Raw genomic sequence first — 23,523 nt, 5'->3', positions numbered from 1 at the left:
CGGATCCAGATCCGATAGCCGGGTCGGTAGTCGTTTATTCCTCGCGATCGTTCGTTCACGTATGCCCGCCGCGATCGACGTGTTACACGTCGACGACGACCCGTCGGTCCTCGACCTCACGGAGGCGTACCTCGAACGCGAGATCGACTCCGTGGCGGTGACGAGCGTGACCGACCCCGAGACAGCCTTGGACCGGCTCGACGAGGCCGCCTTCGACTGCGTGGTCAGCGACTACGACATGCCCGCGATGGACGGGCTGGAGTTCTTCGACGTGTTCAGCGACCGCCACGGGGAGATCCCGTTCGTGCTGTACACCGGGAAGGGCTCGGAAGAAATCGCCAGTCAGGCGCTCAACGCCGGGGTCACCGGCTACTTCCAGAAGGGCGGTCCCGAGCAGCTCCGCCGGCTCGCGAACCGCGTCGATCAGGCGGTCGAGGAGCACCGGACCAAAGAGATCGCCGAGCGCTACTCGACCGTCATCGAGGCGCTCGGCTACCCCGTCTACGTCGTCGACGAGACCGGCGTCTTCCGGTTCGTCAACGAGCCGTTCGCCGAGCTCACCGGCTACGACCGCGAGGAGATCATCGGCCAGAAGCCCGGGTTCATCAAGGACGACGCGGCGGTCAAAGAGGCCGAGGACCGCCTCGGCACGATCCTCTCGTCTTCGGGGCCCGACGTCCAGCATTTCGGCGTCGACATCGTCCCGAAGGAGGGAGAGCCGATCCCCTGTCGCGACCACATGGCCGCGCTGCCGTACGAGGGCGACTCGTTCAACGGCAGCGTCGGCATCCTCCGAAACGTCTCCGACGAGCGCGAGCGCCGCGCGGAACTGGAGACGAAGACCCGCGCCCTCGACGAGGCGCCGGTCGGGATCACCATCACGGACGCGGACCGGGAGGACAACCCCATGGTGTACGTCAACGACCGGTTCGTCGAGATGACCGGGTACGACCGCGAGGAGTCGATCGGCGTCAACTGCCGGTTCCTCCAAGGGCCGGACACGGAGGAGGAGTCGGTTCAGGAGCTCCGCGACGCGATCGACGCCGACGAGCCGACGAGCGTCGAGCTGCTGAACTACCGGAAGGACGGGACGGAGTTCTGGAACCGAGTGAGCATCGCCCCGATCTGCGACCCGGACGGGACCGTCACGCACTGGGTCGGCTTCCAGGAGGACATCACGGCGTTCAAAGAGCGGGAGGCGGCGCTCGAACGACAGAACGACCGGCTCGACTCCTTCGCGAGCATCGTCTCGCACGACCTGCGGAACCCCCTCAACGTCGCGCAGGGCCGGGTCCAACTCGCCCGCGAGGCGTCGGACGACGCGGAGAACCTCGACGCCGCGCTCGACGCGCTCGCCCGGATGGAGTCGATCGTCGAGCGGACCCTCGCGCTCGCCCGCGAGGGAGAGACGGTCGGCGACCCGGAGCGCGTCGACCTCGCGGACGTCGTCGCCGACAGCTGGTCAACCGTCGACACCGCGGACGCGACCCTCTCGGTCGAGACCGACCGCGAGGTGCTCGCCGACCCGGACCGCCTCCGGAACCTCTTCGAGAACCTGATACGCAACGCGGTCGACCACGCCGGCGACGACGTCTCGATCCGGGTCGGCGACCTCTCGGACGGCTTCTTCGTCGAGGACGACGGGTCGGGGATCGACCCGGCGGTCGCCGACTCGCTCTTCGAACCCGGCGAGAGCGGCGGCGCGGGCACCACCGGATTCGGCCTCGCGATCGTTCAGGAGATCGCCACCGCGCACGGGTGGACGGTCGAGGCGACGACCGGCGAGGACGGCGGCGCGCGGTTCGAGGTCCGCGGCGTCGACAAGCGGACCCCGGCGACCCCCTGAGCCGCTCGGTCTCGGTCGACACCGCGACCGCGGTTCGACGCTCGTCGGCGACCGAAACCGGATCGACTCCCCCCGTTCACAAGCGCCTTTATCATCCGTTCCGAACCCAGAGTGAATGGGGCTCCTCTCCGGCGTCACCGACACCGACCGGCGCGTGATCGTGCTGGCGCTCGCGCGAATGGTCGGCGCCGCCGGGAACTCCTTTCTCATCGTCGTCCTCCCGCTGTACATCACCAGCGACCTCGTCGACATCGAGGGGTTACTCGGCGTCGAGGTCGGGGTCGGCGCGGCCGCGGTCACGCTGACCGAACCGCTCCTCATCGGCGTCGTGCTCTCGCTTTTCGGCTTTCTCAACAGCCTCTCGCAGCCGTTCACGGGGCGGCTCTCCGACCGCGTTGGCGCCCGTCGTCCGTTCGTCCTCGCCGGAATCCTGCTCCTCGGAACCGCGAGCGGGCTGTACACGATCGCGACGAGCTACCCGGTGCTGGTGGCGCTGCGGGCGATACAGGGGCTCGGCGCGGCGCTCATCATCCCCGCCACGGTCGCCCTCGTGAACGAGTACGCCGCGAGCGACGCCGACCGCGGCGGCAACTTCGGCGTGTACAACACGTTCCGGCTCATCGGCTTCGGCTTCGGCCCGGTCCTCGCGGGCGCGGTCGTCGCTCGCGGGCCGTACGACCTCTCCGCCGTCGGGCTCCCGGTCCTCGACGGCTTCGACGCCGCCTTCGTTGCGGCCTGCGCGGGGGCGTACCTCAGCTTCACGCTCGTGTTCCTGCTCGTCCGCGACGCCGACGTCGAGGCCGAGGCGGGCGACGACGTGTCGATCCGGGTCCGCGGCGAGGACCGCCTGCTCGACCCCGTGTTCACGCTCGGGCTCGCGACCGTCGCCATGGGCGCGTGCATCGCCCTGTTCGCGACGCTCCAGAACCAAGTGAACGTGCGGCTCGACCAGCCCCCAGTGTGGTTCGGCGCCCAGTTCGCGGCCGTGACGATAGCGAACGTGGTCTTCCAGGTCCCCGTGGGCCGCGCCAGCGACCGGATCGGCCGCCGGCCGTTCCTGCTCGCCGGCTTCGTCATCCTCGTCCCGACGACGCTGCTTCAGGGGATCGTGACCGAGCCGGCGCTGATGATGCTCGTCCGGCTCGGCCAAGGGATCGCGGTCGCGTGCGTGTTCGCCCCGTCGCTCGCGCTCGCCGGCGACCTCGCCCGCGAGGGGGAGTCCGGGACCACCCTGTCGGTGCTCACGATGGGCTTCGGCTTCGGCGTCGCCCTGGGGCCGCTGGCCTCCGGCTGGCTCTACGGCTTCGGGTTCGTCGTGCCGTTCGCCGTCGGGGCCGCGGCCGCGGCGGTCGCGCTGGTCGCGGTGTTCACGCAGGTGGAAGAGACGCTCGATACCGGCGACGAGCCGGCCGCGGCGGCCGGCGCGGACTGAGCGGGAGAGCGGGCGGAAATCCGCACCCGGCGCTCGTTTCGCGCGTCGTCAACACTCAGCTTCGGCGTAGTACATGCCTCCGCCGTTCTCGTCGACCGGACTGAACGCGGATACACACTCGTCGTCCTCACTCTCTTGTGCCACGCTCTCCGTGAATAGACTGGCTTCGTCGATCGAATCCGCGGATATCGTGAGTTCCAGGTCTCCCTCACCACTCATCCAACGTTCTTTTAAATACACTCCGCCCGTCGCTCCGCCTTGCTTCGGGCCGAATCGGAACCCGTCCTCGGATACGACCTCGTCGCCTCGCTCCGCAACTATCGTGACACCGACGGTCTCGTCCCGCAGATTCACCACGTCTATCTCCCGAGTTTCCACCTGCGGGTCGTCGTCGGAAATACAACCGGCGGTGAGCCACCGCGAGGGCTCCGAGGACCTCGCGGCGTCTCCGTTTCGGCACTTCGGTTCACAATCCGGAAGCATCGTTTAACCATGCGGCCCGTCGGAGTTCTCTGTTCCGACGAGTACGATCCGAGGCGCGTCCGGGTGGCAGACACGTCCTCTCGGCCCCCTCCGCAGTCAACAGAGCCAAACCGGTCGCGGCCGAACCGCCTCGCGTGCCGAGCGACCGCCTCCGCTGCGTCGACTGCCGCGAGCCGATCCCCGCCGACGCGCGGATCTGCCCGCACTGCCGGACCATCCAGCCGTCGCCGCTGCTGGACGTGGGCGTCGTCGTCGCCGGCGTGTTCGCGCTGCTGTTCGGCGTCGTCCTGACGGTGATGACCGTCGGGACCAGTCGCCTCCTCGGGTTCGTCCTGCTCGTCGTCGGGTTCGGCCTCGCGGTCGGCGGGTACACGCGATACATCGATCGACGGGCGACGAGCCGGGGGCGGTGAGTCCGCCGCTCGCCGCCCGTTTTCCGTCCTCGCGGCTGCGACAATTTAAGTAGCAGCGCGCGCCACGGTACGGACATGCTCACCCCACTCAACGGCGGCTTGGTCCTCGCGGGGCTGGCGCTCGCGTTCGTCGGCGCGGCGGTCTCCGTCTACGCGGTGACGCTGACGGGGCTGCTCGTCGGCGCCGGCGCCGGCTACCTGCTCGCGCCGAACGTCGTCGGCCTCGTCGCGGTCGACGGCGCCGTCCTCACCGCCGGCGCGGTCGCGGTCGGCGGCCTCCTCGGCGGCTTCCTCGCGTACGCCGGGCTCTCCTTCGCGGTGCTCGGCATCGGCGCGGTCGTCGGCGGGTTCGCCGGGCGGTTCGCCGTCGGCCCCTTCTACGCGGCGGACGCCGCGGGGGTCGAGGGGACGGCGCTGCTCGTCGGCGCGACGCTGGCGGGCGTCGCCGTCGGCGCGCTGTTCGGGTTCGTCCTCACCCGGACGACGCTCGTGGTCTCGACGGCGCTCATCGGCGCGGCGTTCGCCTCGCGGTCGCTGACGCCCGCGAGCTTCGAGACGGCCGCCGCGGAGACGACCGTCCAACCCCTCCTCTTCGACCTCTCGGCGCCCGCGTTCCTCGCGGTGTTCGTCCTCGGGGCGCTCTCGCAGCTGGGGCTGTTCCGGTTCGGCTACGTGACGAAGCTCGTCGGGCTGCTGCCCGGCGCGCGCCGGTGGACGGCGGACGACGACCGCGACGCGGACGCGGCCTGACCACCTCTCAGACGCCCCGACGCGGTCACTCGTACTCGTAGAACCCGCGACCGGTCTTCCTGCCGAGGTCGCCCGCCTCCACCTTGCGCTTGAGGAGGTACGCCGGCTTGTAGCGGTCGCCGAGTTCGTCGTGGAGCGTCTCGCTTGCGTCGAGCGCCACGTCGAGGCCGATGTGGTCGGCGAGTTCGAGCGGCCCCATCGGGACGTTCGTGCCGAGCTTCATCCCGCGGTCGATGTCGGCCTTGTCGGCGACGCCCTCGTCGTACGCGCGGATCCCCTCGTTTATCCACGGCATCAGGATCCGGTTGGTGACGAACCCGGGCTTGTCGTCGGACTCCCACGTCTCCTTGCCCAGGTCCTCGGCGAAGGCGTGCGCGAAGTCGACGACCGCCGGGTCGGTGCGCTCGCCCACCACGACCTCGACGCCGTCCATGATCGGGACGGGGTTCATGAAGTGGAGGCCGACCACGTCGCTCGCGCGCTCCGTCGCGCTCGCGATGGTCGTGATAGACAGCGTGGAGGTGTTCGTCGCGAGGACGACGTCGTCGTCGGTGACGCGGTCGAGGTCGCCGAACACGTCGCGTTTTACCTCGAGGTCTTCGATCACGGCCTCGACGACGAGGTCGGCGTCCGCGAGGTCGTCGAGGGCCGTCGCCCCCGTGATCCGGTCGCGGACTGCTTCGGGGTCCTCGTCGAGCGCGCCCTTTCCGGCCAGCCGGTCGAGGCTGTCCTCGACGCTGTCGAGGCCGCGCTCGACGTACTCGCGCTCCACGTCCCGCATCACCACGTCGTATCCCGCCGACGCCGCGACCTGCGCGATCCCGTTGCCCATCGTCCCGGCGCCGACGACGCCGACGACCTCGATTTCGGAAAGCGTTCGCATGTGACTCGCTGCCGCGCCGCGGCTGGTAAGTATTGCGAAAGCCAGGCCCGAACGCGTTCGCGCCGGAGAAATTAACAATTCGAGTAGTAACGCGTTTCGAAGCCGATCGCGCAAAAACGACCCGAGGCGCCGCTCAATCGGCCGCTAAGTTTCTTTACGTCCGCCGACTTCACCACAGCCCTTTTTACGTATGTAACGGAACTACGAACTGATGCTTCCTCACGCCGCCGACGACATTTCGCGCGACGGTAAGTCGCTCATCCTCGCGTACGACCACGGGCTCGAACACGGGCCGGTCGACTTCGAGCCGAACCCGGACACGGCGGACCCGGAACGGATCTTCGAGCTCGCCACCCACGAGGCGGTCACCTCGCTCGCCGTCCAGAAGGGGCTCGCCGAGGCGTACTACCCCGACTACGAGGACGAGGTCAACCTCCTGTTGAAGCTCAACGGGACCTCCAACCTCTGGCGAGGAGAGCCGAACAGCGCCGTCAACTGTACGGCCGAGTACGCGGCCGAACTGGGGGCCGACGCGGTCGGGTTCACGGTCTACGGCGGGTCGAACCACGAGGTAGCGATGGCCGAGGAATTCCGCGACGCGCAGGAGGGCGCCCGCGAACACGACATGGCCGTCGTCATGTGGTCGTACCCGCGCGGGCAGGGGCTCCGCAACGACGCGAGCCCGGACGTCATCTCGTACGGCGCGCGGCTCGGCCTGGAGCTCGGCGCCGACGTGGTGAAGGTGAAGTACCCCGGCTCCGCCGAGGCGATGGGCGACGCCGTCGAGATGGCCGGCCCTGCCGACGTCGTCATGTCCGGCGGGACGATGCGCGACGACGAGGCGTTCCTCCGGAACGTCTCGAACGCCATCGACGCGGGGGCCACCGGCATCGCCGTCGGCCGAAACGTCTTCCAGCGCGACGAGCCTGAGCGCATCCTCGACGCCTTGGAGGCCGTGATCTTCCAAGAGTCCGACCCGGCCGAGGCGCTGGCCGTCGCCGAGAGCGACGACTGATGTCCTCACCGGACTCGACCGTCGACGCGGTGTTCGACGCGGTCGCGGCGACGGCCCCCGAGATCCGCGCCGCGCTCCCCGGCCGCCGCGTCGAGAGCGGGACGGAGAACGAATCCGGCGAGTCGGTGCTCGCGGGCGACCTGTACGCCGACGAGCTCCTCGGCGACGCGATAACCGCGGTCGACGGCGTCGGCTCGTTCGTCAGCGAGGAGCGTGAATCGGCGGTCGACGCGGGCGGCGCCGTCGGGAGCGGCGCGGGCGACGCGCTCGCCGTCGCGATCGACCCCCTCGACGGCTCCTCGAACCTCCGGTCGAACAACGCGATGGGCACCGTCGTCGGCGTGTACGACGCGCCGCTGCCCGCGAGCGGCCGCGACCTCGTCGCCGCCGGCTACGTCCTCTACGGCCCGATCACGACGATGGTCGTCGCCGACGAGACGGGCGTCCGCGAGGAAGTGGTCACCGCCGACGGCGACGGCGTCGAGAGGTCCGTCGTCGAGGCCGACCTCTCGCTGCCGGCGACCCCGACCGTCTACGGGTTCGGCGGCCGGGTCCCCGACTGGCCCGCGGACTTCCGCGCGTACGCACGATCGATCGAAGACGAGCTGAAGCTCCGGTACGGCGGCGCGATGGTCGGCGACGTGAACCAGGTGCTCACCTACGGCGGCGTGTTCGCCTACCCCGCCCTCCGGAGCGCGTCCGAGGGGAAGCTCCGGCTACAGTTCGAGGCGAACCCGATCGCCTACATCGTCGAGCGCGCGGGCGGCGCGTCCTCGGACGGAACCGGCTCGATCCTCGACGTGGAGCCCGAGGCGGTTCACCAGCGCACGCCGGTTTACGTGGGCAACGAGGCGCTGATCGAGCGGCTGGAAGCCGCCGTCGACGCGGAGTAGCAGCGGGGTACCGCTCCGGACGAGCGGCGCGCCGCCCCGGGCCGCCGGCCGACGCGGGCCCGCCGAATCCCGCATGGAAAACTGTTTAGGATCCACCGCAAATCTTGCGTTCATGAAAGTCCACGTCGGCGCGGCGGCGACGCCCGAGGAGGCTGCGGCGATCGCGAAGTCGCTCGCCGAACACCTCGGCGTCGACGTCGACGTCCACGTCGAGGGCGAGGAGACGCCGGTCGCCAGCGCCGAGCCGTCCGAGCCGAGCTACCCGCTCGACGACGACCTCGGACCGACCGACCGCGAGCGCGACCTCCGCGCCGAGATAGCCGACATCCGCGAGGGCGGCCCGGAGAAGTACCGCGACCGCCTCTCGGAGCAGGGGAAGCTGTTCGTCCGCGACCGCCTCGACCTCTGGTTCGGCGGCGAGGGCGGGACCCGCGGGACCGGCGACGCTGGCGCCGCGGACGGCGACCCCGCGGGGGTGAAGTTCGAGGACGGGAAGTTCGCCGCGTTCGACGACTGGCACCCCGACGCGCCCGCCGGCGAGGACGAAGCGGGGAACGAGCGCGGCGGCGACCGCCTCCCGGGCGACGGCCTGCTGACGGGCGCGGCCGAGTTCGAGGGGCGCGACGTCCACTTCATGGCCAACGACTTCACCGTGAAGGCGGGGTCGATGGCGTCGAAGGGCGTCGAGAAGTTCCTCCGGATGCAACAGCGGGCGCTGAAGACGGGGAACCCGGTGCTCTACCTGATGGACTCCTCCGGCGGTCGGATCGACCAGCAGACCGGCTTCTTCGCCAACCGCGAGGGGATCGGGAAGTACTACTACAACCACTCGATGCTCTCTGGCGCGGTGCCGCAGATCTGCGTCCTCTACGGCCCCTGTATCGCCGGGGCCGCCTACACGCCCGTCTTCGCGGACTTCACTGTGATGGTGGAGGACATGTCCGCGATGGCGATCGCCTCCCCGCGAATGGTGGAGATGGTCACCGGCGAGGAGATCGATCTGGACGACCTCGGCGGCCCCCGCGTCCACGCCGAGGAGTCCGGCTCCGCGGACCTCGTCGCGCGCGACGAGGAGCACGCCCGCGAGCTGGTCGCCGACCTGATCGGCTACCTCCCCGACCGGGCCGGCGAGAAGCCCCCGCGGCGCGAGACGAAGCCGCCGAAGCTCTCGCCCGACGGGATCGACGAGCTGATCCCCGAGTCGCCGAACCGCCCGTACGACGCCCACGACCTGATCGACCGGATCGCCGACGCCGAGTCGGTGTTCGAGCTGAAGGAGGGGTACGGTCCGGAGATCGTCACGGCGTTCTGCCGGATCGACGGGCGGCCGGTCGGCGTCGTCGCCAACCAGCCGACGGAGCGGTCGGGCGCGATCTTCCCGGACGCCGCGGAGAAGGCCGCGGAGTTCATCTGGACCTGCGACGCCTACGAGATCCCCCTGCTGTACCTCTGTGACACGCCCGGCTTCATGGCCGGCTCGCAGGTGGAGAAGGACGCCATCTTAGAGAAGGGGAAGAAGATGATCTACGCCACCTCCTCGGCGACGGTGCCGAAACAGACCGTCGTCGTGCGGAAGGCGTACGGCGCGGGCATCTACGCGATGGGCGGGCCGGCCTACGACCCCGAGAGCGTCATCGGCCTCCCCTCCGGCGAGATCGGCATCATGGGCCCCGAGGCCGCGATCAACGCGGTCTACGCCCGGAAGCTCGCCGAGATCGACGACCCCGAGGAGCGCGCCGCCGAGGAGGAGCGCCTCCGCGAGGAGTACCGCGAGGGGATCGACGTCCACCGCATGGCGAGCGAGGTCGTCATCGACGAAATCGTGCCGCCCTCGGACCTCCGCGCCGAGCTCGCCGCGCGGTTCGACTTCTACGAGGACGTTCAGAAGGACCTGCCGGACAAGAAGCACGGGACGATCCTCTGACCGGACGAAACGGGCGGAGCCGGGCTACAGCGCCGCGACGAGGTCGCCGCCGAACAGCCCGACTGCGCTCTCGACGCCGAGCGCGACGGCCAGCCCGATTCCCAGGAGCGCGCCGGCGTAGGCGGCCGACCCGAGCAGCGACGCGGCGGCGAACCGCGGCGCGGACACCGACGACGCGCTCGCGCTGGGCACCGCGAGCCACCCGCGCGTCCCGGGGACGGCGTTCGAGGCGGCGACCGCCCGGAGCCCCCACCGGTCGAGCCAGCGCGTCGCGCCGTCCAGTCGCCCTGCGTCGACCGGGACGACCCTCGACGCCGTCGGATCCAGGTCGAACCGACGGACGGCGACGAAGAGCAGCGACTGGCCGGTCGTCGCCCCGACGACGGCCGCCGCGAACACCGGGACGACCGCCACAGCGTCGACCCCCGCGGCGACCACCGCTGCGACAAAGAGCGTCCGCGCTGGCAGCACCTTCCCGACGAGGGCGAGCGCCGTCTCGGCGTGGGCTCCGATCACGACCGCCCTCCGGGCCCCACAGCTAAAACACCCCCCGAGCCGGCTGTTCGCACGCGTCAGGCCGCTCCGCGGACCCGGTTGCGGTCGCCGCCCCCGCCTCGGGTGGCTATTTATCGGCCGCGGGCCTCGTGGACGCATGGTCACCGTCGGCGACACCGCCCCCGACTTCGCCGCGCCCGCGGTCGGCGGGGCTCCGGAGGGCGACGCGGAGCGCACCGCAACCGAACTGGCGCTGTTCCGGTTGGTCGAGGCGCACGACGCCGTCGCTCTCTGTCTCGCGCCCGCGACGTTCGTGCCGCCCTGTACCGCGGCGCTCGCCGCGGTCCGCGACGCCAGCTGGTACGACCGCGACGGCCTCGCCGTCGTTGCGCTCACGGGCGACTCGCTGTACGCGGCGTTCGCGTACGCCGACCGGTTCAGACTCCCCTTCCCGGTCGTCGCCGACTTCCACGGCGGCGTCGCCGAGTCGTACGACCTGCTCGCCGACTCGTGGGAGGGGCATTCGGGCATCCCGCGGCGCGCGACGGTCGTGATCGACGGGGACTGGACGGTCCGGTTCGCCGAGGCGACCGACGATCCCCTCGACCGCGCCGACCCGGCGCCGGTCCGGCGCGCGGCCGAGACGCTCCGCGAGATCGGGATCGACGTGGACCGGCCGCGGGTGAACTACGACGGGCCGTGGTGAGCGCGGCGCGGACGAGCGCGACGGCGGCGCGGTCCGTGACTCGCCCGGTCGCGTCACGCGTCGGCGTCGCCGTGGTTATTTGACGCCCCCGCGCGGAGGGGGCGACATGGATGCCGCCTTCGCGGAGTACCTCGACGAGTTCACGCGCCGCGACTGGGAGACGCTCGACCCGGCCGCCGTCGCCGACCCAGTCAGGGTCGCGGTCGTCGGCCTCGGCTGGTTCGCCCGGGAGTGGGCGCTGCCCGGCATCGCGCGGTCGGCGTACACCGAGGCCACCGTCGTCAGCGACGTCGACCCCGCGGCGGTCGAAGCGGTCGCCGCCCAGCGCGACCTGACGGGCCTCACGCCCGAGGAACTGCGATCGGGGGCCGCCGCGGACGCGTACGACGCCGTCTACGTCGCGACGCCGAACGCGACCCACCTGGAGTACGTCGAGGCCGCCGCACAGCAGGGGAAGGCGGTCCTCTGCGAGAAGCCGCTGGAGGTGACGCCGGAGCGCGCGCGGAAGCTGGTGGCGGCCTGCCGCGACGCCGGGGCGCCCCTGATGGTCGGCTACCGGATGCAGACCGACCCTGCCGTCCGGCGGCTCCGCGACCTCCTCGACGCGGGCGTCGCCGGCGAGGTGATCCACGTCCACGCGACGATGTCGCAGACGATGCTCGGCGAACTCGGAAGCGACACGGACCAGTGGCGGCTCGACCCCTCGCTGTCGGGCGGCTGCGCGGTGATGGATCTGGGCGTCTACCCGCTCAACACGACGCGGTTCGCACTCGGCGAGGACCCGGTCCGGGTGTCCGGCCGGACCCGGTCGGAGCACGAGGCGTTCGCCGACGTGGACGAGCACGCCTCGTTCCGACTCGAGTTCCCGGACGACGTCGACGCATTCTGTACGGTGAGCCAGAACGCCCAGCACGCGAGCCGGCTGGAGGTCACCGGGACGGACGCCAGACTCGTCCTCGACCCGGCGTTCTACGAGCGCGAGGACCGCGGATTCGCCGTGGTTCGCGACGGGACGCGGGTCGATGTCGACTTCGAGCAGGTCCACCAGATCGAAGAGGAGTTCGCCTACTTCGGTCACCAGTTGCTGGCCGACGAACCGTTCCACCCCGACGGCGAGCACGCGCTCACGGACATGCGCGCGCTCGCCGGCGTCTACGAGTCGGCCGAGACCGAGCGGCCGGTCGAACTCGGCGACTGAGCCGCGACCGCGGCTGCGAGGCCACTACTGTTCGATCCCGTACACGTCGCTCGTCCAGTCGCGGGCCGGGGTGTTGTACACCGGAGCGTCGCGGTCGCGCCCGTCGAGCCGTCGCCGATCGGCCTCGTCGAGCTCCCAGTCGAGGTCGGCGTTGGCCCGGACGTGCTCCGGGGTCGACGAGCGCGGTAGCGGGACGACGCCGCGGTCGATCGCCCACCGGATGATCACCTGCGCCGGGTGCTTGTCGTGCTGCTCCGCCAGCTCGGCGACGACCTCGTCGCCGAACACGTCGGTCCGCGCGAGCGGGGCCGCGGCCTCGATCACGGTGTCGGTCTCGCGGCAGTAGTCGACGAGGTCGGGCCGCTGGAACCACGGGTGAAACTCGATCTGGTTGACCGCGATCGGCACGTCGGAGATGTGGTGCGCGCAGCTGAGCTGGTACGCGCTGAAGTTCGAGACGCCGATATCGCGGACGAGCCCCCGCTCGCGCAGCTCCGCCATCGCCTGGAGCGTCTCGCGCAGAGAGATGGCGGGGTTCGGCCAGTGGATCAGGTACAAGTCGAGGTAGTCGGTGCCGAGCCGGTCGAGCGACGCCTCGCACGATTCGATCACCGACTCGTAGTTGAGGTTCTTCGCGAGCACCTTCGAGGTGAGGAAGACGTCGTCGCGGTCGACGTCGCTCGCCGCGAGCGCCTCCCCGATGACCGCCTCGTTGCGGTACCCCTCCGCGGTGTCGATGTGCGCGTAATCGGCGTCGAGCGCCGCCCGAACGCTGTCGGCCGTCTCGTCGTCGTCGAGGTCGTACGTGCCCAGCCCGAGCGCCGGCAGCTCCGCGCCGCTCGGGAGCGTCTTCGTTGGTACGGTCACGCGAGGGGGGTTCGCCGGATCACCGATTGAAAGTACCGGTCGGGGAATCTCGTGCGGCGGCGCGTGCCTGCGAGGCCGCCACGCGGCCGAGCAGCACGCACGAGGGAGTCGCGAGCGAAGCGAGCGGTCAGGCCGGTACATGACCGCAGGGAGTACACCGGCCGAGATTCGAACTCAGAATCAGACGTGCCCGCTCACGGCTCGCTCCGCTCGCCGTTCGCTGCGCGCGACTGATAGCGCTCAAGTCTCTCTCGGTGATTCTGCTCACTTCGTTCGCAAGTCCGCTGAGCGGAGTGAAGCGGACGATGACTGGCGCAGTCAGTCGGAAAATGCATCGGCCGAGACTCCCGCAAGCAGAGCGAGCGGGAGTCAGGTCGGGGCACGACCGCAGGGAGTGCACCGGCCGAGATTTGAACTCGGGTTGCAACCATGGCAAGGTTGCGTGATACCACTACACTACCGGTGCGTGCTTCGCATCCGATCGTAGTCCGGGTCGAAGATATAAGGGTTCCGAACGACGGTCGGCGGAAGGGTCATCGGTGCCGCGCCCCCACACGGATCCGTACCCGAACGATGACCGACCTCCCCGACCGCGCCGACCGACGCACCGTCCTCCGCGCGACCGCCGGGCTCGCCGGCATCGCCGCGTTTCCCGCCGTCGCCGGCTGTCTCGGGGGCGGCGGCTCTCCCGGCGGCGACGAGGCCGGAGGCTCCGGCGACGACGGCGGCGACGCCCCGCCGGACGACGGCGCGGGCGTCGCGTACGACGTCGAGACCGTCGCGGAGGGGTTCGAGAACCCATGGGCGCTCGCCTTCCTACCCGACGACGGTCGCCTGCTGGTCACAGAGCGACCGGGACGGCTCTCGCTTGTCGACCCCGCGGACGGGGCCGTCGAGGCGGTCGCGGGCGCGCCAGAAGTGTTCGCGGAGGGGCAGGGCGGCCTGCTCGACGTTGCGGTCCACCCGGACTACCCGGCCGACCCGCGCGTCTACCTCACGTACGCGGCGGCGAACGACGCGGGCGAGGCGACGACGCACGTCGGGACCGGATGGCTCTCGCTCGACGGCGGCGACGCGCCGGTGCTCGACGAGTTCGAGCCAATCCGGGTCGCCGAGCTGTTCCGCGGCGGCGCGAACCACTTCGGCTCCCGGGCGACGTTCGGCCCCGAGGGGTCGCTGTTCGTCACGGTCGGCGACCGGCGCGACACGGACTTCGGACCCGACCACGTCTCGCAGGACCGTTCGAACGAGCTGGGCGCGACGCTGCGGCTGACCCCGGACGGCGACGCCCACCCTGACAACCCGTTCGTCGACGACCCGGACGCGGCCGACGCGCTGTACAGCTACGGGCACCGGAACCCGCAGGCGATGGCGGTGCGGCCCGAGACGGGCCGGATCTGGCAGTGCGAGCACGGCGAGGAGGACGGCGACGAGATCAACGTGATCGAGCGCGGCGGCGACTACGGCTGGCCGGTCGCCAGCGAGGCGTGCCGCTACGGGACCGACGACCCCTTCGCGCCGGGCCACGAGGACCGCGACGGCGTGATCGCGCCGGTCCACCACTGGCCGTGCGGGTCCGGCGGCTTCCCGCCGAGCGGCGCGGTCTTCTACGACGGCGACGCGTTCCCCGAGTGGCGGGGCGACCTGTTCGCGGGCACGCTCGCGGCGCGGTACCTCGGGCGGTTCACGGTCGACGGCGACGGCCTCGACGCGACCGTGACCGAGCGCGAGCCCCTGCTCGCCGACCGCGGGTGGCGCATGCGCGCGGTCGCGGTCAAACCGGACACGGGGAACCTCTACGTCGCGGTCGATGACGACGACGCGCCGGTGGCGCGGGTCGTTCCGGCGTGAGGGGTCGCCTCCGCGGCGACGCGGATCCGTGTGACAAGTTGGCTCGGATTCGCGGGCGGAATCCCCACGCAGACCCCGTGTGAACGCGGCACAGCCGGATATCGGGACCGCTATCCTTTTACCGTGCCGTCCGGAATCGAAGGTTACAGTCTCGCCACGATGCGTACCGAAGACGGACTCACGATCTGTGTTCCGTCTTCGCTCGTCCGGGAAGCCGAGGACGACCGCGAGGCGACTCGCAAACTCGGCTACGTCGCCCGTGCGGCGGCGGTGTTCCGGGCGGATCGGCTCGTGGTCTTCCCCGACCGGGAAGGCGACGGGCGACGGGGCGGGGAGTACGTCCGCACCGTGCTGGGGTACGCCGCGACGCCGCCGGAGCTCCGAAAGGACCTCTGGGGGCAGCGCGACGAACTCCGGTACGTCGGTGTGCTTCCCCCGCTCCGCGTGCCGTGGCGGACCGGCTCGACCCCTAGCGGGGAAGAGTCGAAAACACAGGGACTCGTGACCGAGGTCGGACCTGAAGGCCGCGTCCGGGTCAATTCCCCGCTGCGGGAACACCCGATCTCCCTGCTCGTCCCCTCCGGAATGGAGGTCGAGCGGGGGGAGCGCGTCACCATCAGGGTCTCTTCGAGAGAACCGGTCCGCGCCCGCATCACCGGGAAGCCGGAGGTCGGCTTCCAGGTCGCGGCCGCGGACCTGTCGGAAGCGCTCGCCGGCGACGGACTGGCCGTCGCGACGTCGCGACACGGAGCGGAACTCTCCGTCTCGCGGCTCGGCGACCTCGTCTCGGACGCCCGCGAGGCCGGCGGTTACACCGTCGCCTTCGGCGCGCCCGAGCGGGGGCTTCCGGAGATGCTCGGGCTTTCGCCCGACCGCATTCGGGCGGCCGTCGCCGACGGCCGCTCGGTCGAACCCGATCCGGGGTTCGACCTCTGGCTGAACACGATCCCGGCACAGGCGAGCGAGGTCGTCCGGACGGAGGAGGCTCTGTTCGCGACCCTCGGCTCGCTCACACTCACGGAGTAAACACATGCCACAACCAAGCCGACCACGAAAAGGCTCGCTGGGCTACGGCCCGCGCACCCGCGCAGACAGCGAGGTGCCGCGCATCCGTTCGTGGCCAGAAGACGACGGGGCCCCTGCGCTGCAGGGATTCGCCGGCTACAAGGCCGGGATGACCCACGTCATGATGGTCAACGACGAGGCGAACTCGCCGCGTGAAGGGATGGAAGAGGCCGTCCCCGTCACCGTCGTCGAGACGCCGCAGATGCACGCCGTCGCCGTGCGCGCCTACGAGAACACGCCGTACGGACAGAAGCCGGTCGAAGAGGTCTGGGCGACCGAGTTCCACGAGGAACTCGACCGCGCGCTCGACCTCCCGGCGGAAGACACCTTCGAGGCAGATGCCGACGAGCTCCGCGCGCTGCTCGACGACGACGTCGTCGACGACGTGCGCGTCATCACGCACACGGCGCCCTCGGAGCTCTCGAACGTCCCGAAGAAGAAGCCCGACATCATGGAGACGCGCGTCGGCGGCGGCTCCCTCGAGGAGCGCGCCGACTTCGCGTTGGACCTCGTTTCGGAGGGCGGCGCCCACGAGTTCGGCGACGTCTTCCGCGCGGGCCAGTACACCGACGTCTCCGGCATCACGAAGGGGAAGGGGACGCAGGGTCCCGTCAAACGCTGGGGCGTTCAGAAGCGGAAGGGCAAACACGCCCGCCAGGGATGGCGGCGTCGGATCGGCAACCTCGGTCCGTGGAACCCCTCCCGCGTCCGCTCCACCGTCCCCCAGCAGGGGCAGACCGGCTATCACCAGCGCACCGAGCTCAACAAGCGCCTCATCGACTTCGGCGAGGGCGACGACGCCTCCGTCGACGGCGGCTTCGTCAACTACGGCGAGGTCGACGGTGAGTACGCGCTCATCAAGGGCTCGCTGCCCGGTCCGGACCAGCGCCTGCTGCGGTTCCGCCCGGCCATCCGGCCGAACGACCAGCCGCGCCTCGACCCCGAGGTCCGGTACGTTTCCACCGAATCCAACCAGGGATAACCAATGAACGCAACAGTACACGACCTGGACGGCGAGGAGGCGGGCAGCGTCGAGCTGCCGGCCGTCTTCGAGACCGCGTTCCGACCGGACCTCATCGGTCGCGCGGTCGACGCCGCTCAGGCCAACCGGAAGCAGGCCTACGGGGCCGACGAGTTCGCCGGGCTGCGGACGCCCGCCGAATCGTTCGGCTCCGGCCGCGGGCTCGCGCACGTGCCACGTTCCGAGAACGTCGCCCGTCGCGTCCCGCACGCCGTGTCGGGGCGCGCCGCGCACCCGCCGAAGGCCGAGAAGGACCAGTCGAAGCAACTGAACGACAAGGAGCGACAGCTCGCGATCCGGTCAGCCATCGCGGCCACGACCGACGCCGAGCTCGTCGCCGAGCGCGGCCACGCGTTCGACGAGGACCTCGACCTCCCGCTCGTCGTGAGCGACGAGTTCGAGGACCTCGAGAAGACGCAGGACGCCCTTGGCGTGCTCGAAGCCGTCGGCGCCGACGCCGACATCGAGCGCGCCGAGGAGGGTCGCTCCGTCCGCGCCGGACAGGGCAAGGCCCGCGGCCGCAAGTACCGCCAGCCCAAGTCCGTCCTCGTCGTCACCAGCGAGGAGCCGTCCCGCGCCGCCCGCAACCTCGCGGGCGTCGACGTCGCGACCGCTCGCGAGGTCAACGCGGAGGACCTCGCGCCCGGCGCGCACCCGGGCCGACTCACGCTGTGGACCGAGAGCGCCGTCTCGGAGGTGGCCGACCGATGAACTCGATCATCGAGCATCCGATCGTCACCGAGCAGGCGATGAACGAGATGGACTTCAACAACAAGCTGCTGTTCCTCGTCGACGTGGACGCGACCAAACCGGAGATCGAGTCCGAGGTCGCCGAGCGCTACGACGTGGGCGTCGTCAACGTGAACACGCAGGTGACGCCGCAGGGCGAGAAGAAGGCGGTCGTCACCCTGTCCGCGGACGACGACGCGACCGAAATCGCCTCGCGTATCGGGGTGTTCTGAGATGGGACGACGAATCCAAGGACAACGGCGCGGACGCGGCGGCCCGACGTTCCGGGCCCCCTCCCACCGTTACAAGGCGGAACTGTCGCACAAGAAGCTCGAAGACGTGGACACGGTCACCGGCGAGATTGTCGGGATCGAACACGACCCGGCCCGCTCGGCCCCCCTCGCGGAGGTCGAGTTCGAGGACGACGACCGTCGGCTCGTGCTCGCGCCGGAAGGCGTGCGCGTGGGCGAGACGATTCAGGTCGGCGTCTCGGCCGAGATCAAGCCGGGCAACACGCTCCCGCTGGCGGAGATCCCCGAGGGCGTCCCGGTGTGTAACGTCGAGAGCAACCGCGGGGACGGCGGGAAGTTCGCGCGCGCCTCCGGCGTGTCGGCGACACTCCTCACCCACGACCGCGACGTCGCGGTCGTCCAGCTCCCCAGCGGCGAAGTGAAGCGACTCGACCCGCAGTGCCGCGCCACGATCGGCGTGGTCGCGGGGGGCGGCCGGACGGAGAAACCCTTCGTCAAGGCCGGCAACAAACACCACAAGATGAAGGCGCGCGGCACGAAATACCCGCGCGTCCGCGGCGTCGCGATGAACGCCGTCGACCACCCCTTCGGTGGCGGTGGTCGCCAACACCCCGGCCAGCCGAAGTCCGTCTCGCGGGACGCCCCGCCGGGACGCAAGGTCGGTGACATCGCATCCAAGCGCACCGGACGAGGTGGCAACAAATGAGTTCAGACTACCGAACCGGCCGCGAGGGCGAGGAGTTCGCCTACCGCGGTCACTCGCTCGACGAGCTGCAGGAGATGGACGTAGACGAGGTCGCGGAACTGCTCCCCGCACGCCAGCGGCGAAGCATCGTTCGCGGACTCGGCACCGAACAGCAGAAGCTGCTGGAGACGGTCCGGAGCCGCGACAAGGAGACGACGGCGGACGACCCGATCCGGACGCACCTGCGCGACATGCCGATCCTGCCGGAGTTCGTCGGCGTCACCTTCGCCGTGTACAACGGCCACAGCTTCGAGCGCGTTCAGGTTGAGCCCGAGATGATCGGGCACTACCTCGGTGAGTTCCACCTCACGCGAAGCACCGTCGAACACGGTCAGGCCGGCATCGGCGCGACCCGGTCCTCGAAGTTCGTGCCCCTCAAGTAACCCATGGGAATCAACTACAGCGTCGAGGCCGACCCGGAGACCACCGCCAAGGGGATGCTCCGCGACCGGCCCATCAGCGTGAAGGACAGCAAGGAGATCTCCCGAGAGATCAAAGGCGAGACGGTCGCCGACGCGGAGGAGTTCCTCCAGGAGGTCATCGACGAGGAGACTTCGGTGCCGATGCGCCAGCACAACGCCGGCGCGGGCCACCGCTCCGACATCGACGGCTGGGACGCGGGACGGTACCCCGAGAAGGCCGCCAAGGACTTCCTCAAGCTCTTGGAGAACGTCAAGAACAACGCCGACGAGCAGGGGTTCGACGGCGAGGCGATGGTCATCAAACACGTCGCCCCTCACAAGGTCGGCGAGCGACCCGGTCGGAACCCCCGCGCCGCGGGCGCGACCGAGTGGAACACCACGCTCGCGGACGTCGAACTGATCATCGAGGAGCCGGAGGCTGACAACTAATGGCTGACGAACACCAATTCATCGAGGACGGCCTGCGCCGTTCCCAGATCAACGAGTTCTTCGCGGACGAGCTCGGCCGCGCCGGCTACGGTGGGATGGACGTCGCCCAGACGCCGATGGGCACGCAGATCGTCCTGAAGGCCGAAAAGCCCGGGATGGTGATCGGGAAGGGCGGGAAGAACATCCGCAAGATCACCACCGAGCTCGAGGACCGCTTCGACATGGACGACCCGCAGATCGACGTTCAGGAGGTCGACGAGCCCGACCTGAACGCACAGATCGTCGCGGACCGTCTGGCGAACGCCCTCGAACGCGGCTGGTACTTCCGGAAGGCCGGTCACACGACGATCGACCGCATCATGGACGCGGGCGCGCTGGGCGCCGAGATCGTCCTGTCCGGCAAGGTCACCGGCGCGCGCTCGCGCGTCGAGAAGTTCAACCGCGGCTACATCAAGCACAACGGCGAACCCGCAGAGGAGGTCGTCGACCACGGCCAGGGCGTCGCCGTCATGAAGCTCGGGACGATCGGCGTCAACGTGAAGATCATTCCGCCGGGGGCGACGCTCCCGGACGACTTCCAGATCCGCGAGGACGCCGAGGTCCCCGAGGTCGAGCAGGCGGCCGCCGGCGCCGGCGACGACGAGGGCGTCGAGGCGCTGCTCGAAGAGGATCCGGAGGAGGTTCCCGACGTGGGCGCCGACGAGGATGTCGGTGTCCCCGACGAGGACCCCGCGGATGTCATCGACGAGGAGGTCGTCGAGGAGGTCGTCGAGGAGACGCAGGACACGGCCACCGAGGCGACTGACGTCGCCGCGGAGGAGCCGGTCGGCGACGCGGACGCCGACGAGCTCGACGAACTGGACGAAGAGATCGAGTCCGAGGCGGCCGACCTCGTCGCGGAGATGGAGGCGGCCGACGAGGAGGAGGAGGACGAATAATGGCGATCCTCTACACCGACGAGATCCGCGACATGACCGCGGCGGAGCGCCAGGTCGAACTCGAGGAGCTCGAGACCGAGCTGCTCAACTCGAAGGCGCAGCGGGCGGCCGGCGGCATGCCGGAGAGCCCGGGCCGCGTCAACGAGCTCAAGAAGACGATCGCCCGGATCAAGACGATCCAGGCGGAAGAAGGCGACTTCGACGAGGACGAAGCGTAAGATGATCTCCCCCGACACACTCGTTCGGCACGAGCTCGTCGGCCTCCCGGTTCGGGTGCCCGACGCCGACAGCGACGCCCACGTGGGTATCGCCGGTCGCGTGCTCGACGAGACGTTCGGTACCCTCGTGGTCCGAACGGCGTCGGGGGACAAACGCGTGCCCAAGTCGGGCGCGACGTTCGAGTTCGGCGTCGCCGAGACGCCGACCGCTCGCACAGATGAAGCCGCCGGCGACGGACAGTCGCCGGGGTCCGCGTCCCAACTCGGGTCGGATACTACGGGGGTCCGCCCCCGTCAGTCTGGCCCGTCCGGATCCGCAAGCGTCGTCGACGGTGACGGCGCGGGTCCGGCGAGCCGCCGAGGCGAGTGCAAAGACGCGGTCTACGCGACGGTGGATGGCGATCGGTTGCGATATCGGCCCGCCGAACGCACCGAACGAGGTGCCACACAATGGCGATAGGAATCGACGTACCCACGCCTCCGGAGCCAGACAACCCGGAGGATTACGACTACGAGAAATGCCCGTTCTACGGGCAGCTCTCCGTCCGCGGCCAGACCCGCGAGGGAACGGTCGTGTCGACGGATATGGAAAAGACCGTCATCGTCGAGCGAGAGTACGACGTGTTCGTACCGAAATACGATCGGTACATGAAGCGTCGCTCGCGCATCCCGGCCCACGTGCCGGGCGTGCTCGACTCGCTCGAAGTCGGTGACGAAGTGACGATCGCGGAGACGCGACCGCTCTCGAAGACGAAGTCCCACGTCGTCGTCGAGATCCGCTCGGGTGATCAGTGATGGAGGCGCTCAAGGCCGACGTCACGCAGGGGCTCTCGAAGGGCTCGCTGATCACGTGCGCCGACAACACCGGCGCCCGTGAGCTGAAGGTCATCTCCGTGTCGGGCTACTCCGGCACGAAGAACCGCCACCCGAAGGCGGGGATCGGCGACAAGGTGACCGTCTCGGTCACCAAAGGGACCCCGGAGATGCGGCGGCAGGTGCTGGAGGCGGTCGTCGTCCGCCAGCGCAAGCCGATCCGCCGTCCGGACGGCACGCGCGTGAAGTTCGAGGACAACGCGGCCGTCATCATCGACGACCTCGAGGAGCCGCGGGGCACGGAGATCAAAGGCCCCGTCGCCCGCGAGGTCGCCGAACGGTTCGGGAGCATCGCCTCGACCGCGACGATGATCGTCTAACTATGACGAAACAGCCACGCAAACAACGAAAACGGTCGGAGACCGCGCCGCTCCACGAGCGGCAGAATCAGGTCCGGGCCACCCTCACCGACGAGCTCCGCGAGGAGTACGGACAGCGCAACGTCCGCGTCAACGCCGGCGACACCGTCGAGGTGCTTCGCGGCGACGCGGCCGGCACGGAGGCGGAGGTCGTCTCCGTCGACCTGTCCGCCGAGCGGATCACGGTCGAGGACGTCACCGTCGAGAAGGCAGACGGGGAGGAGGTTCCCCGCCCGATTCCGGCGAGCAACGTCCGGGTGACCGAGCTGGACCTCGAGGACGAGCGCCGCGAGGCGCGGCTCCAGGAGGATAACGAATGACGCGACACCAGAAGCGACTGTCAGTACCGAACTCCTGGCCGGTCGAGCGCAAGACGAACACGTTCACCGTGAAGGCGGGCGCGGGCCCGCACGGCGAGGCGGGCGTTCCGCTCGTCGTCCTGCTGCGGGACGTGCTCGGCTACGTCGACTCGACGAAGGAGGCGCGCTACGCGCTGAACAACGACTCGATCCTCGTCAACGGGGACGCCGTCTCGGACGAACAGCGTCCGATCGGGATGTTCGACATCCTGGCGTTCCCCGAGCGCGGGGAGTACTTCCGCGTCTTCCCCGACGAGGGCGGTCGGCTCGCGCTGACTCCCGTCGACGAGGACGCCGCGGGCAGCCGGCTCGGGAAGATCACGAACAAGACCGTCGTCCCTGGCGGCGTCACGCAGCTGACGCTCCACGACGGGACGAACGTCCGCGTCGACGACGACGCGGACTACGAGACGAACGACTCGATCGTCGTCGACAACGAGACGAAGGAGATCGTCGCCCACTTCGAGTACGAGGAGGGCGCCTTGGTGACCGCCGTCGCCGGCCAGCACGCCGGCCAGATCGGCGAGATCGAGGACATCGACGTGACCCTCGGCTCCGGCGACAACACCGTGACCGTCGCCAGCGAGGACGGCGGCTACGAGACGGTCGAGGAGTACGTCGTCGTCATCGACGAGAACTTCACCGACGACGAGGGTGATGCGGATGAGTGAAGCCGAGAGCGCCGACCACGAGATGCGCGAGCCGTCCCTCGAGAAGGTTGTCGTCCACATGGGCGTCGGGCAGGGCGGTGAGCCGCTCGCGGACGCCGAGGAGATCATCGAGGAGATCACGGGCCAGCAGTCGGTCCGGACCACCTCGAAGCGCACCATCGCCGAGTTCGGGATCCGCAAGGGCGACCCGATCGGCGTCAAGGTGACGCTGCGGGGCGAGGACGCGCACGCGTTCCTCGAGACCGCGCTCGATCTCGTCGATGTCTCGCGGAGCCAGTTCGACGACACGGGTAACCTCAGCTTCGGGGTCGAGGACCACACCGACTTTCCGAGCCAGGAGTACGACCCCAACATCGGGATCTACGGCCTCGACGTGACGACGACGATCGTCCGTCCCGGCTACCGCGTCTCGAAACGCGACAAGGCGACGGGGACCATTCCCTCTCGCCACCGGATGACAGCCGAGGACGCGGCCGCGTTCCTCGAAACGAACTTCGACGTCGAGGTAACCGAATGAGCGAAGCGAACAACGACACGGGCGAGCACGCCGCGAAGCGCACCGACTCCCGGCACACGTGCCGGCGGTGCGACCGCGAGCAGGGACTCGTCGGCAAGTACGACATCAACCTCTGCCGGCAGTGCTTCCGCGAGGTCGCCCGAGACATGGGATTCGAGAAGTACAGCTGA

General features: G+C 69.9%; 30 protein-coding genes and 1 tRNA gene. 26 read left to right on the top strand and 5 right to left on the bottom strand.

From position 1 onward, the window contains the following. Positions 1–61 precede the first annotated feature (61 nt). Together EXE41_RS04970 and EXE41_RS04965 are read left to right on the top strand one after the other, a co-directional pair. The gene (locus EXE41_RS04970) at positions 62–1,846 is read left to right on the top strand and encodes a PAS domain-containing protein (protein WP_137690424.1); all 1,785 of its coding nucleotides are present in this window, start codon (positions 62–64) and stop codon (positions 1,844–1,846) included. Between the two features lie 115 nt (positions 1,847–1,961). Next, positions 1,962–3,278 carry an MFS transporter gene (locus tag EXE41_RS04965; protein ID WP_086216119.1) on the top strand — a complete coding sequence of 439 codons (1,317 nt, stop codon included), beginning with the start codon at positions 1,962–1,964 and terminating at the stop codon, positions 3,276–3,278. A 48-nt stretch (positions 3,279–3,326) separates the two neighbouring features. On the opposite strand, the gene EXE41_RS04960 is transcribed toward EXE41_RS04965, so the two are convergent. After that, positions 3,327–3,761 carry a hypothetical protein gene (locus EXE41_RS04960; protein ID WP_241987192.1) on the bottom strand — a complete coding sequence of 145 codons (435 nt, stop codon included), beginning with the start codon at positions 3,759–3,761 and terminating at the stop codon, positions 3,327–3,329. Positions 3,762–3,895: 134 nt separating this feature from the next. On the opposite strand from EXE41_RS04960, the gene EXE41_RS04955 reads away from it, so the two are divergent. Both EXE41_RS04955 and EXE41_RS04950 read left to right on the top strand, forming a co-directional pair. Beyond that, positions 3,896–4,174, top strand: coding sequence for a zinc ribbon domain-containing protein (locus tag EXE41_RS04955; protein ID WP_137690423.1), 279 nt, complete (start codon positions 3,896–3,898; stop codon positions 4,172–4,174). A gap of 75 nt (positions 4,175–4,249) precedes the next feature. Further along, a complete protein-coding gene (locus EXE41_RS04950) occupies positions 4,250–4,924 on the top strand; it encodes a phosphate ABC transporter permease (RefSeq protein WP_086216120.1) in 675 nt (224 codons plus the stop codon). A gap of 25 nt (positions 4,925–4,949) precedes the next feature. Here the strand turns inward: EXE41_RS04950 and EXE41_RS04945 are convergent, their stop codons facing one another. Beyond that, the gene (locus EXE41_RS04945; RefSeq protein WP_137690422.1) at positions 4,950–5,807 is read right to left on the bottom strand and encodes a 3-hydroxyacyl-CoA dehydrogenase family protein; all 858 of its coding nucleotides are present in this window, start codon (positions 5,805–5,807) and stop codon (positions 4,950–4,952) included. A gap of 211 nt (positions 5,808–6,018) precedes the next feature. On the opposite strand from EXE41_RS04945, the gene EXE41_RS04940 reads away from it, so the two are divergent. From EXE41_RS04940 to EXE41_RS04930, 3 genes are all read left to right on the top strand, one after another. Further along, positions 6,019–6,822 carry a class I fructose-bisphosphate aldolase gene (locus EXE41_RS04940; RefSeq protein WP_049930164.1) on the top strand — a complete coding sequence of 268 codons (804 nt, stop codon included), beginning with the start codon at positions 6,019–6,021 and terminating at the stop codon, positions 6,820–6,822. Next, a complete protein-coding gene (locus EXE41_RS04935) occupies positions 6,822–7,715 on the top strand; it encodes a class 1 fructose-bisphosphatase (RefSeq protein WP_049930165.1) in 894 nt (297 codons plus the stop codon). The genes EXE41_RS04940 and EXE41_RS04935 overlap by 1 nt, the downstream gene beginning before the upstream one ends. A 112-nt stretch (positions 7,716–7,827) precedes the next feature. Continuing rightward, positions 7,828–9,639, top strand: a complete 1,812-nt coding sequence (locus tag EXE41_RS04930; protein WP_137690421.1) for an acyl-CoA carboxylase subunit beta — start codon at positions 7,828–7,830, stop codon at positions 9,637–9,639. Positions 9,640–9,663: 24 nt separating this feature from the next. On the opposite strand, the gene EXE41_RS04925 is transcribed toward EXE41_RS04930, so the two are convergent. After that, a complete protein-coding gene (locus EXE41_RS04925) occupies positions 9,664–10,155 on the bottom strand; it encodes a VTT domain-containing protein (protein ID WP_241987191.1) in 492 nt (163 codons plus the stop codon). A 136-nt stretch (positions 10,156–10,291) separates the two neighbouring features. Between EXE41_RS04925 and EXE41_RS04920 the strand changes: the two genes are divergently transcribed. Further along, positions 10,292–10,840, top strand: a complete 549-nt coding sequence (locus tag EXE41_RS04920) for a redoxin domain-containing protein (protein ID WP_137690420.1) — start codon at positions 10,292–10,294, stop codon at positions 10,838–10,840. Between the two features lie 106 nt (positions 10,841–10,946). Further along, on the top strand, positions 10,947–12,038 hold the full coding sequence (gene gfo6 / locus EXE41_RS04915) for a D-xylose 1-dehydrogenase Gfo6 (protein WP_137690419.1): 1,092 nt from the start codon (positions 10,947–10,949) through the stop codon (positions 12,036–12,038). Between the two features lie 24 nt (positions 12,039–12,062). Here the strand turns inward: gfo6 and EXE41_RS04910 are convergent, their stop codons facing one another. Both EXE41_RS04910 and EXE41_RS04905 read right to left on the bottom strand, forming a co-directional pair. Beyond that, on the bottom strand, positions 12,063–12,905 hold the full coding sequence (locus EXE41_RS04910; protein ID WP_137690418.1) for an aldo/keto reductase: 843 nt from the start codon (positions 12,903–12,905) through the stop codon (positions 12,063–12,065). A gap of 395 nt (positions 12,906–13,300) precedes the next feature. Continuing rightward, a tRNA-Gly gene (locus tag EXE41_RS04905) sits at positions 13,301–13,371 on the bottom strand. Positions 13,372–13,478: 107 nt separating this feature from the next. Between EXE41_RS04905 and EXE41_RS04900 the strand changes: the two genes are divergently transcribed. The 17 genes from EXE41_RS04900 to EXE41_RS04820 all read left to right on the top strand — a co-directional run bounded on the left by EXE41_RS04900 (position 13,479) and on the right by EXE41_RS04820 (position 23,523). Then, the gene (locus EXE41_RS04900) at positions 13,479–14,756 is read left to right on the top strand and encodes a PQQ-dependent sugar dehydrogenase (RefSeq protein WP_137690417.1); all 1,278 of its coding nucleotides are present in this window, start codon (positions 13,479–13,481) and stop codon (positions 14,754–14,756) included. Between the two features lie 159 nt (positions 14,757–14,915). Then, entirely contained in the window at positions 14,916–15,782 is an 867-nt protein-coding gene (locus EXE41_RS04895; RefSeq protein WP_086216126.1) for a putative RNA uridine N3 methyltransferase, read from the top strand. 4 nt (positions 15,783–15,786) lie between these two features. Further along, positions 15,787–16,803 carry a 50S ribosomal protein L3 gene (locus EXE41_RS04890; protein ID WP_086216127.1) on the top strand — a complete coding sequence of 339 codons (1,017 nt, stop codon included), beginning with the start codon at positions 15,787–15,789 and terminating at the stop codon, positions 16,801–16,803. 3 nt (positions 16,804–16,806) lie between these two features. Further along, positions 16,807–17,553, top strand: a complete 747-nt coding sequence (rpl4p, locus tag EXE41_RS04885) for a 50S ribosomal protein L4 (protein WP_086216128.1) — start codon at positions 16,807–16,809, stop codon at positions 17,551–17,553. Beyond that, positions 17,550–17,804, top strand: a complete 255-nt coding sequence (locus EXE41_RS04880) for a 50S ribosomal protein L23 (protein ID WP_049930182.1) — start codon at positions 17,550–17,552, stop codon at positions 17,802–17,804. Before rpl4p ends, EXE41_RS04880 begins: the two co-directional genes overlap by 4 nt. Before the next feature lies 1 nt (position 17,805). Further along, entirely contained in the window at positions 17,806–18,528 is a 723-nt protein-coding gene (locus tag EXE41_RS04875) for a 50S ribosomal protein L2 (protein WP_049930183.1), read from the top strand. Continuing rightward, a complete protein-coding gene (locus EXE41_RS04870) occupies positions 18,525–18,950 on the top strand; it encodes a 30S ribosomal protein S19 (RefSeq protein WP_049930185.1) in 426 nt (141 codons plus the stop codon). Before EXE41_RS04875 ends, EXE41_RS04870 begins: the two co-directional genes overlap by 4 nt. A 3-nt stretch (positions 18,951–18,953) precedes the next feature. Then, positions 18,954–19,418 carry a 50S ribosomal protein L22 gene (locus EXE41_RS04865; protein WP_006114468.1) on the top strand — a complete coding sequence of 155 codons (465 nt, stop codon included), beginning with the start codon at positions 18,954–18,956 and terminating at the stop codon, positions 19,416–19,418. Beyond that, positions 19,418–20,356, top strand: a complete 939-nt coding sequence (locus tag EXE41_RS04860) for a 30S ribosomal protein S3 (RefSeq protein WP_086216131.1) — start codon at positions 19,418–19,420, stop codon at positions 20,354–20,356. The genes EXE41_RS04865 and EXE41_RS04860 overlap by 1 nt, the downstream gene beginning before the upstream one ends. Then, positions 20,356–20,574 (top strand): 50S ribosomal protein L29, encoded by a 219-nt coding sequence (gene rpmC / locus EXE41_RS04855; RefSeq protein WP_006114466.1) that lies wholly within the window; start codon positions 20,356–20,358, stop codon positions 20,572–20,574. Before EXE41_RS04860 ends, rpmC begins: the two co-directional genes overlap by 1 nt. A 1-nt stretch (position 20,575) precedes the next feature. Further along, positions 20,576–21,034, top strand: a complete 459-nt coding sequence (locus EXE41_RS04850) for a ribonuclease P protein component 1 (RefSeq protein ID WP_137690416.1) — start codon at positions 20,576–20,578, stop codon at positions 21,032–21,034. Beyond that, on the top strand, positions 21,025–21,369 hold the full coding sequence (locus EXE41_RS04845; protein WP_006114464.1) for a 30S ribosomal protein S17: 345 nt from the start codon (positions 21,025–21,027) through the stop codon (positions 21,367–21,369). The genes EXE41_RS04850 and EXE41_RS04845 overlap by 10 nt, the downstream gene beginning before the upstream one ends. After that, positions 21,369–21,767: a 50S ribosomal protein L14 gene (locus EXE41_RS04840; protein ID WP_004597429.1), complete on the top strand. Its 399-nt coding sequence runs from the start codon at positions 21,369–21,371 to the stop codon at positions 21,765–21,767. The genes EXE41_RS04845 and EXE41_RS04840 overlap by 1 nt, the downstream gene beginning before the upstream one ends. A 2-nt stretch (positions 21,768–21,769) precedes the next feature. Then, the gene (gene rplX, locus EXE41_RS04835; protein ID WP_049930190.1) at positions 21,770–22,126 is read left to right on the top strand and encodes a 50S ribosomal protein L24; all 357 of its coding nucleotides are present in this window, start codon (positions 21,770–21,772) and stop codon (positions 22,124–22,126) included. Next, positions 22,123–22,836 carry a 30S ribosomal protein S4e gene (locus EXE41_RS04830; RefSeq protein ID WP_049930192.1) on the top strand — a complete coding sequence of 238 codons (714 nt, stop codon included), beginning with the start codon at positions 22,123–22,125 and terminating at the stop codon, positions 22,834–22,836. The genes rplX and EXE41_RS04830 overlap by 4 nt, the downstream gene beginning before the upstream one ends. Then, positions 22,829–23,353 (top strand): 50S ribosomal protein L5, encoded by a 525-nt coding sequence (locus EXE41_RS04825; protein ID WP_049930678.1) that lies wholly within the window; start codon positions 22,829–22,831, stop codon positions 23,351–23,353. The genes EXE41_RS04830 and EXE41_RS04825 overlap by 8 nt, the downstream gene beginning before the upstream one ends. Then, the gene (locus EXE41_RS04820) at positions 23,350–23,523 is read left to right on the top strand and encodes a 30S ribosomal protein S14 (RefSeq protein ID WP_004597423.1); all 174 of its coding nucleotides are present in this window, start codon (positions 23,350–23,352) and stop codon (positions 23,521–23,523) included. The genes EXE41_RS04825 and EXE41_RS04820 overlap by 4 nt, the downstream gene beginning before the upstream one ends.

It is taken from the genome of Halorubrum sp. SD690R (assembly GCF_005435035.1).
GTDB classification, from domain to species: domain Archaea; phylum Halobacteriota; class Halobacteria; order Halobacteriales; family Haloferacaceae; genus Halorubrum; species Halorubrum ezzemoulense.
Note: the sequence above shows the minus strand (reverse complement) of the source record. Positions and strands in the feature narration are given on the sequence as shown.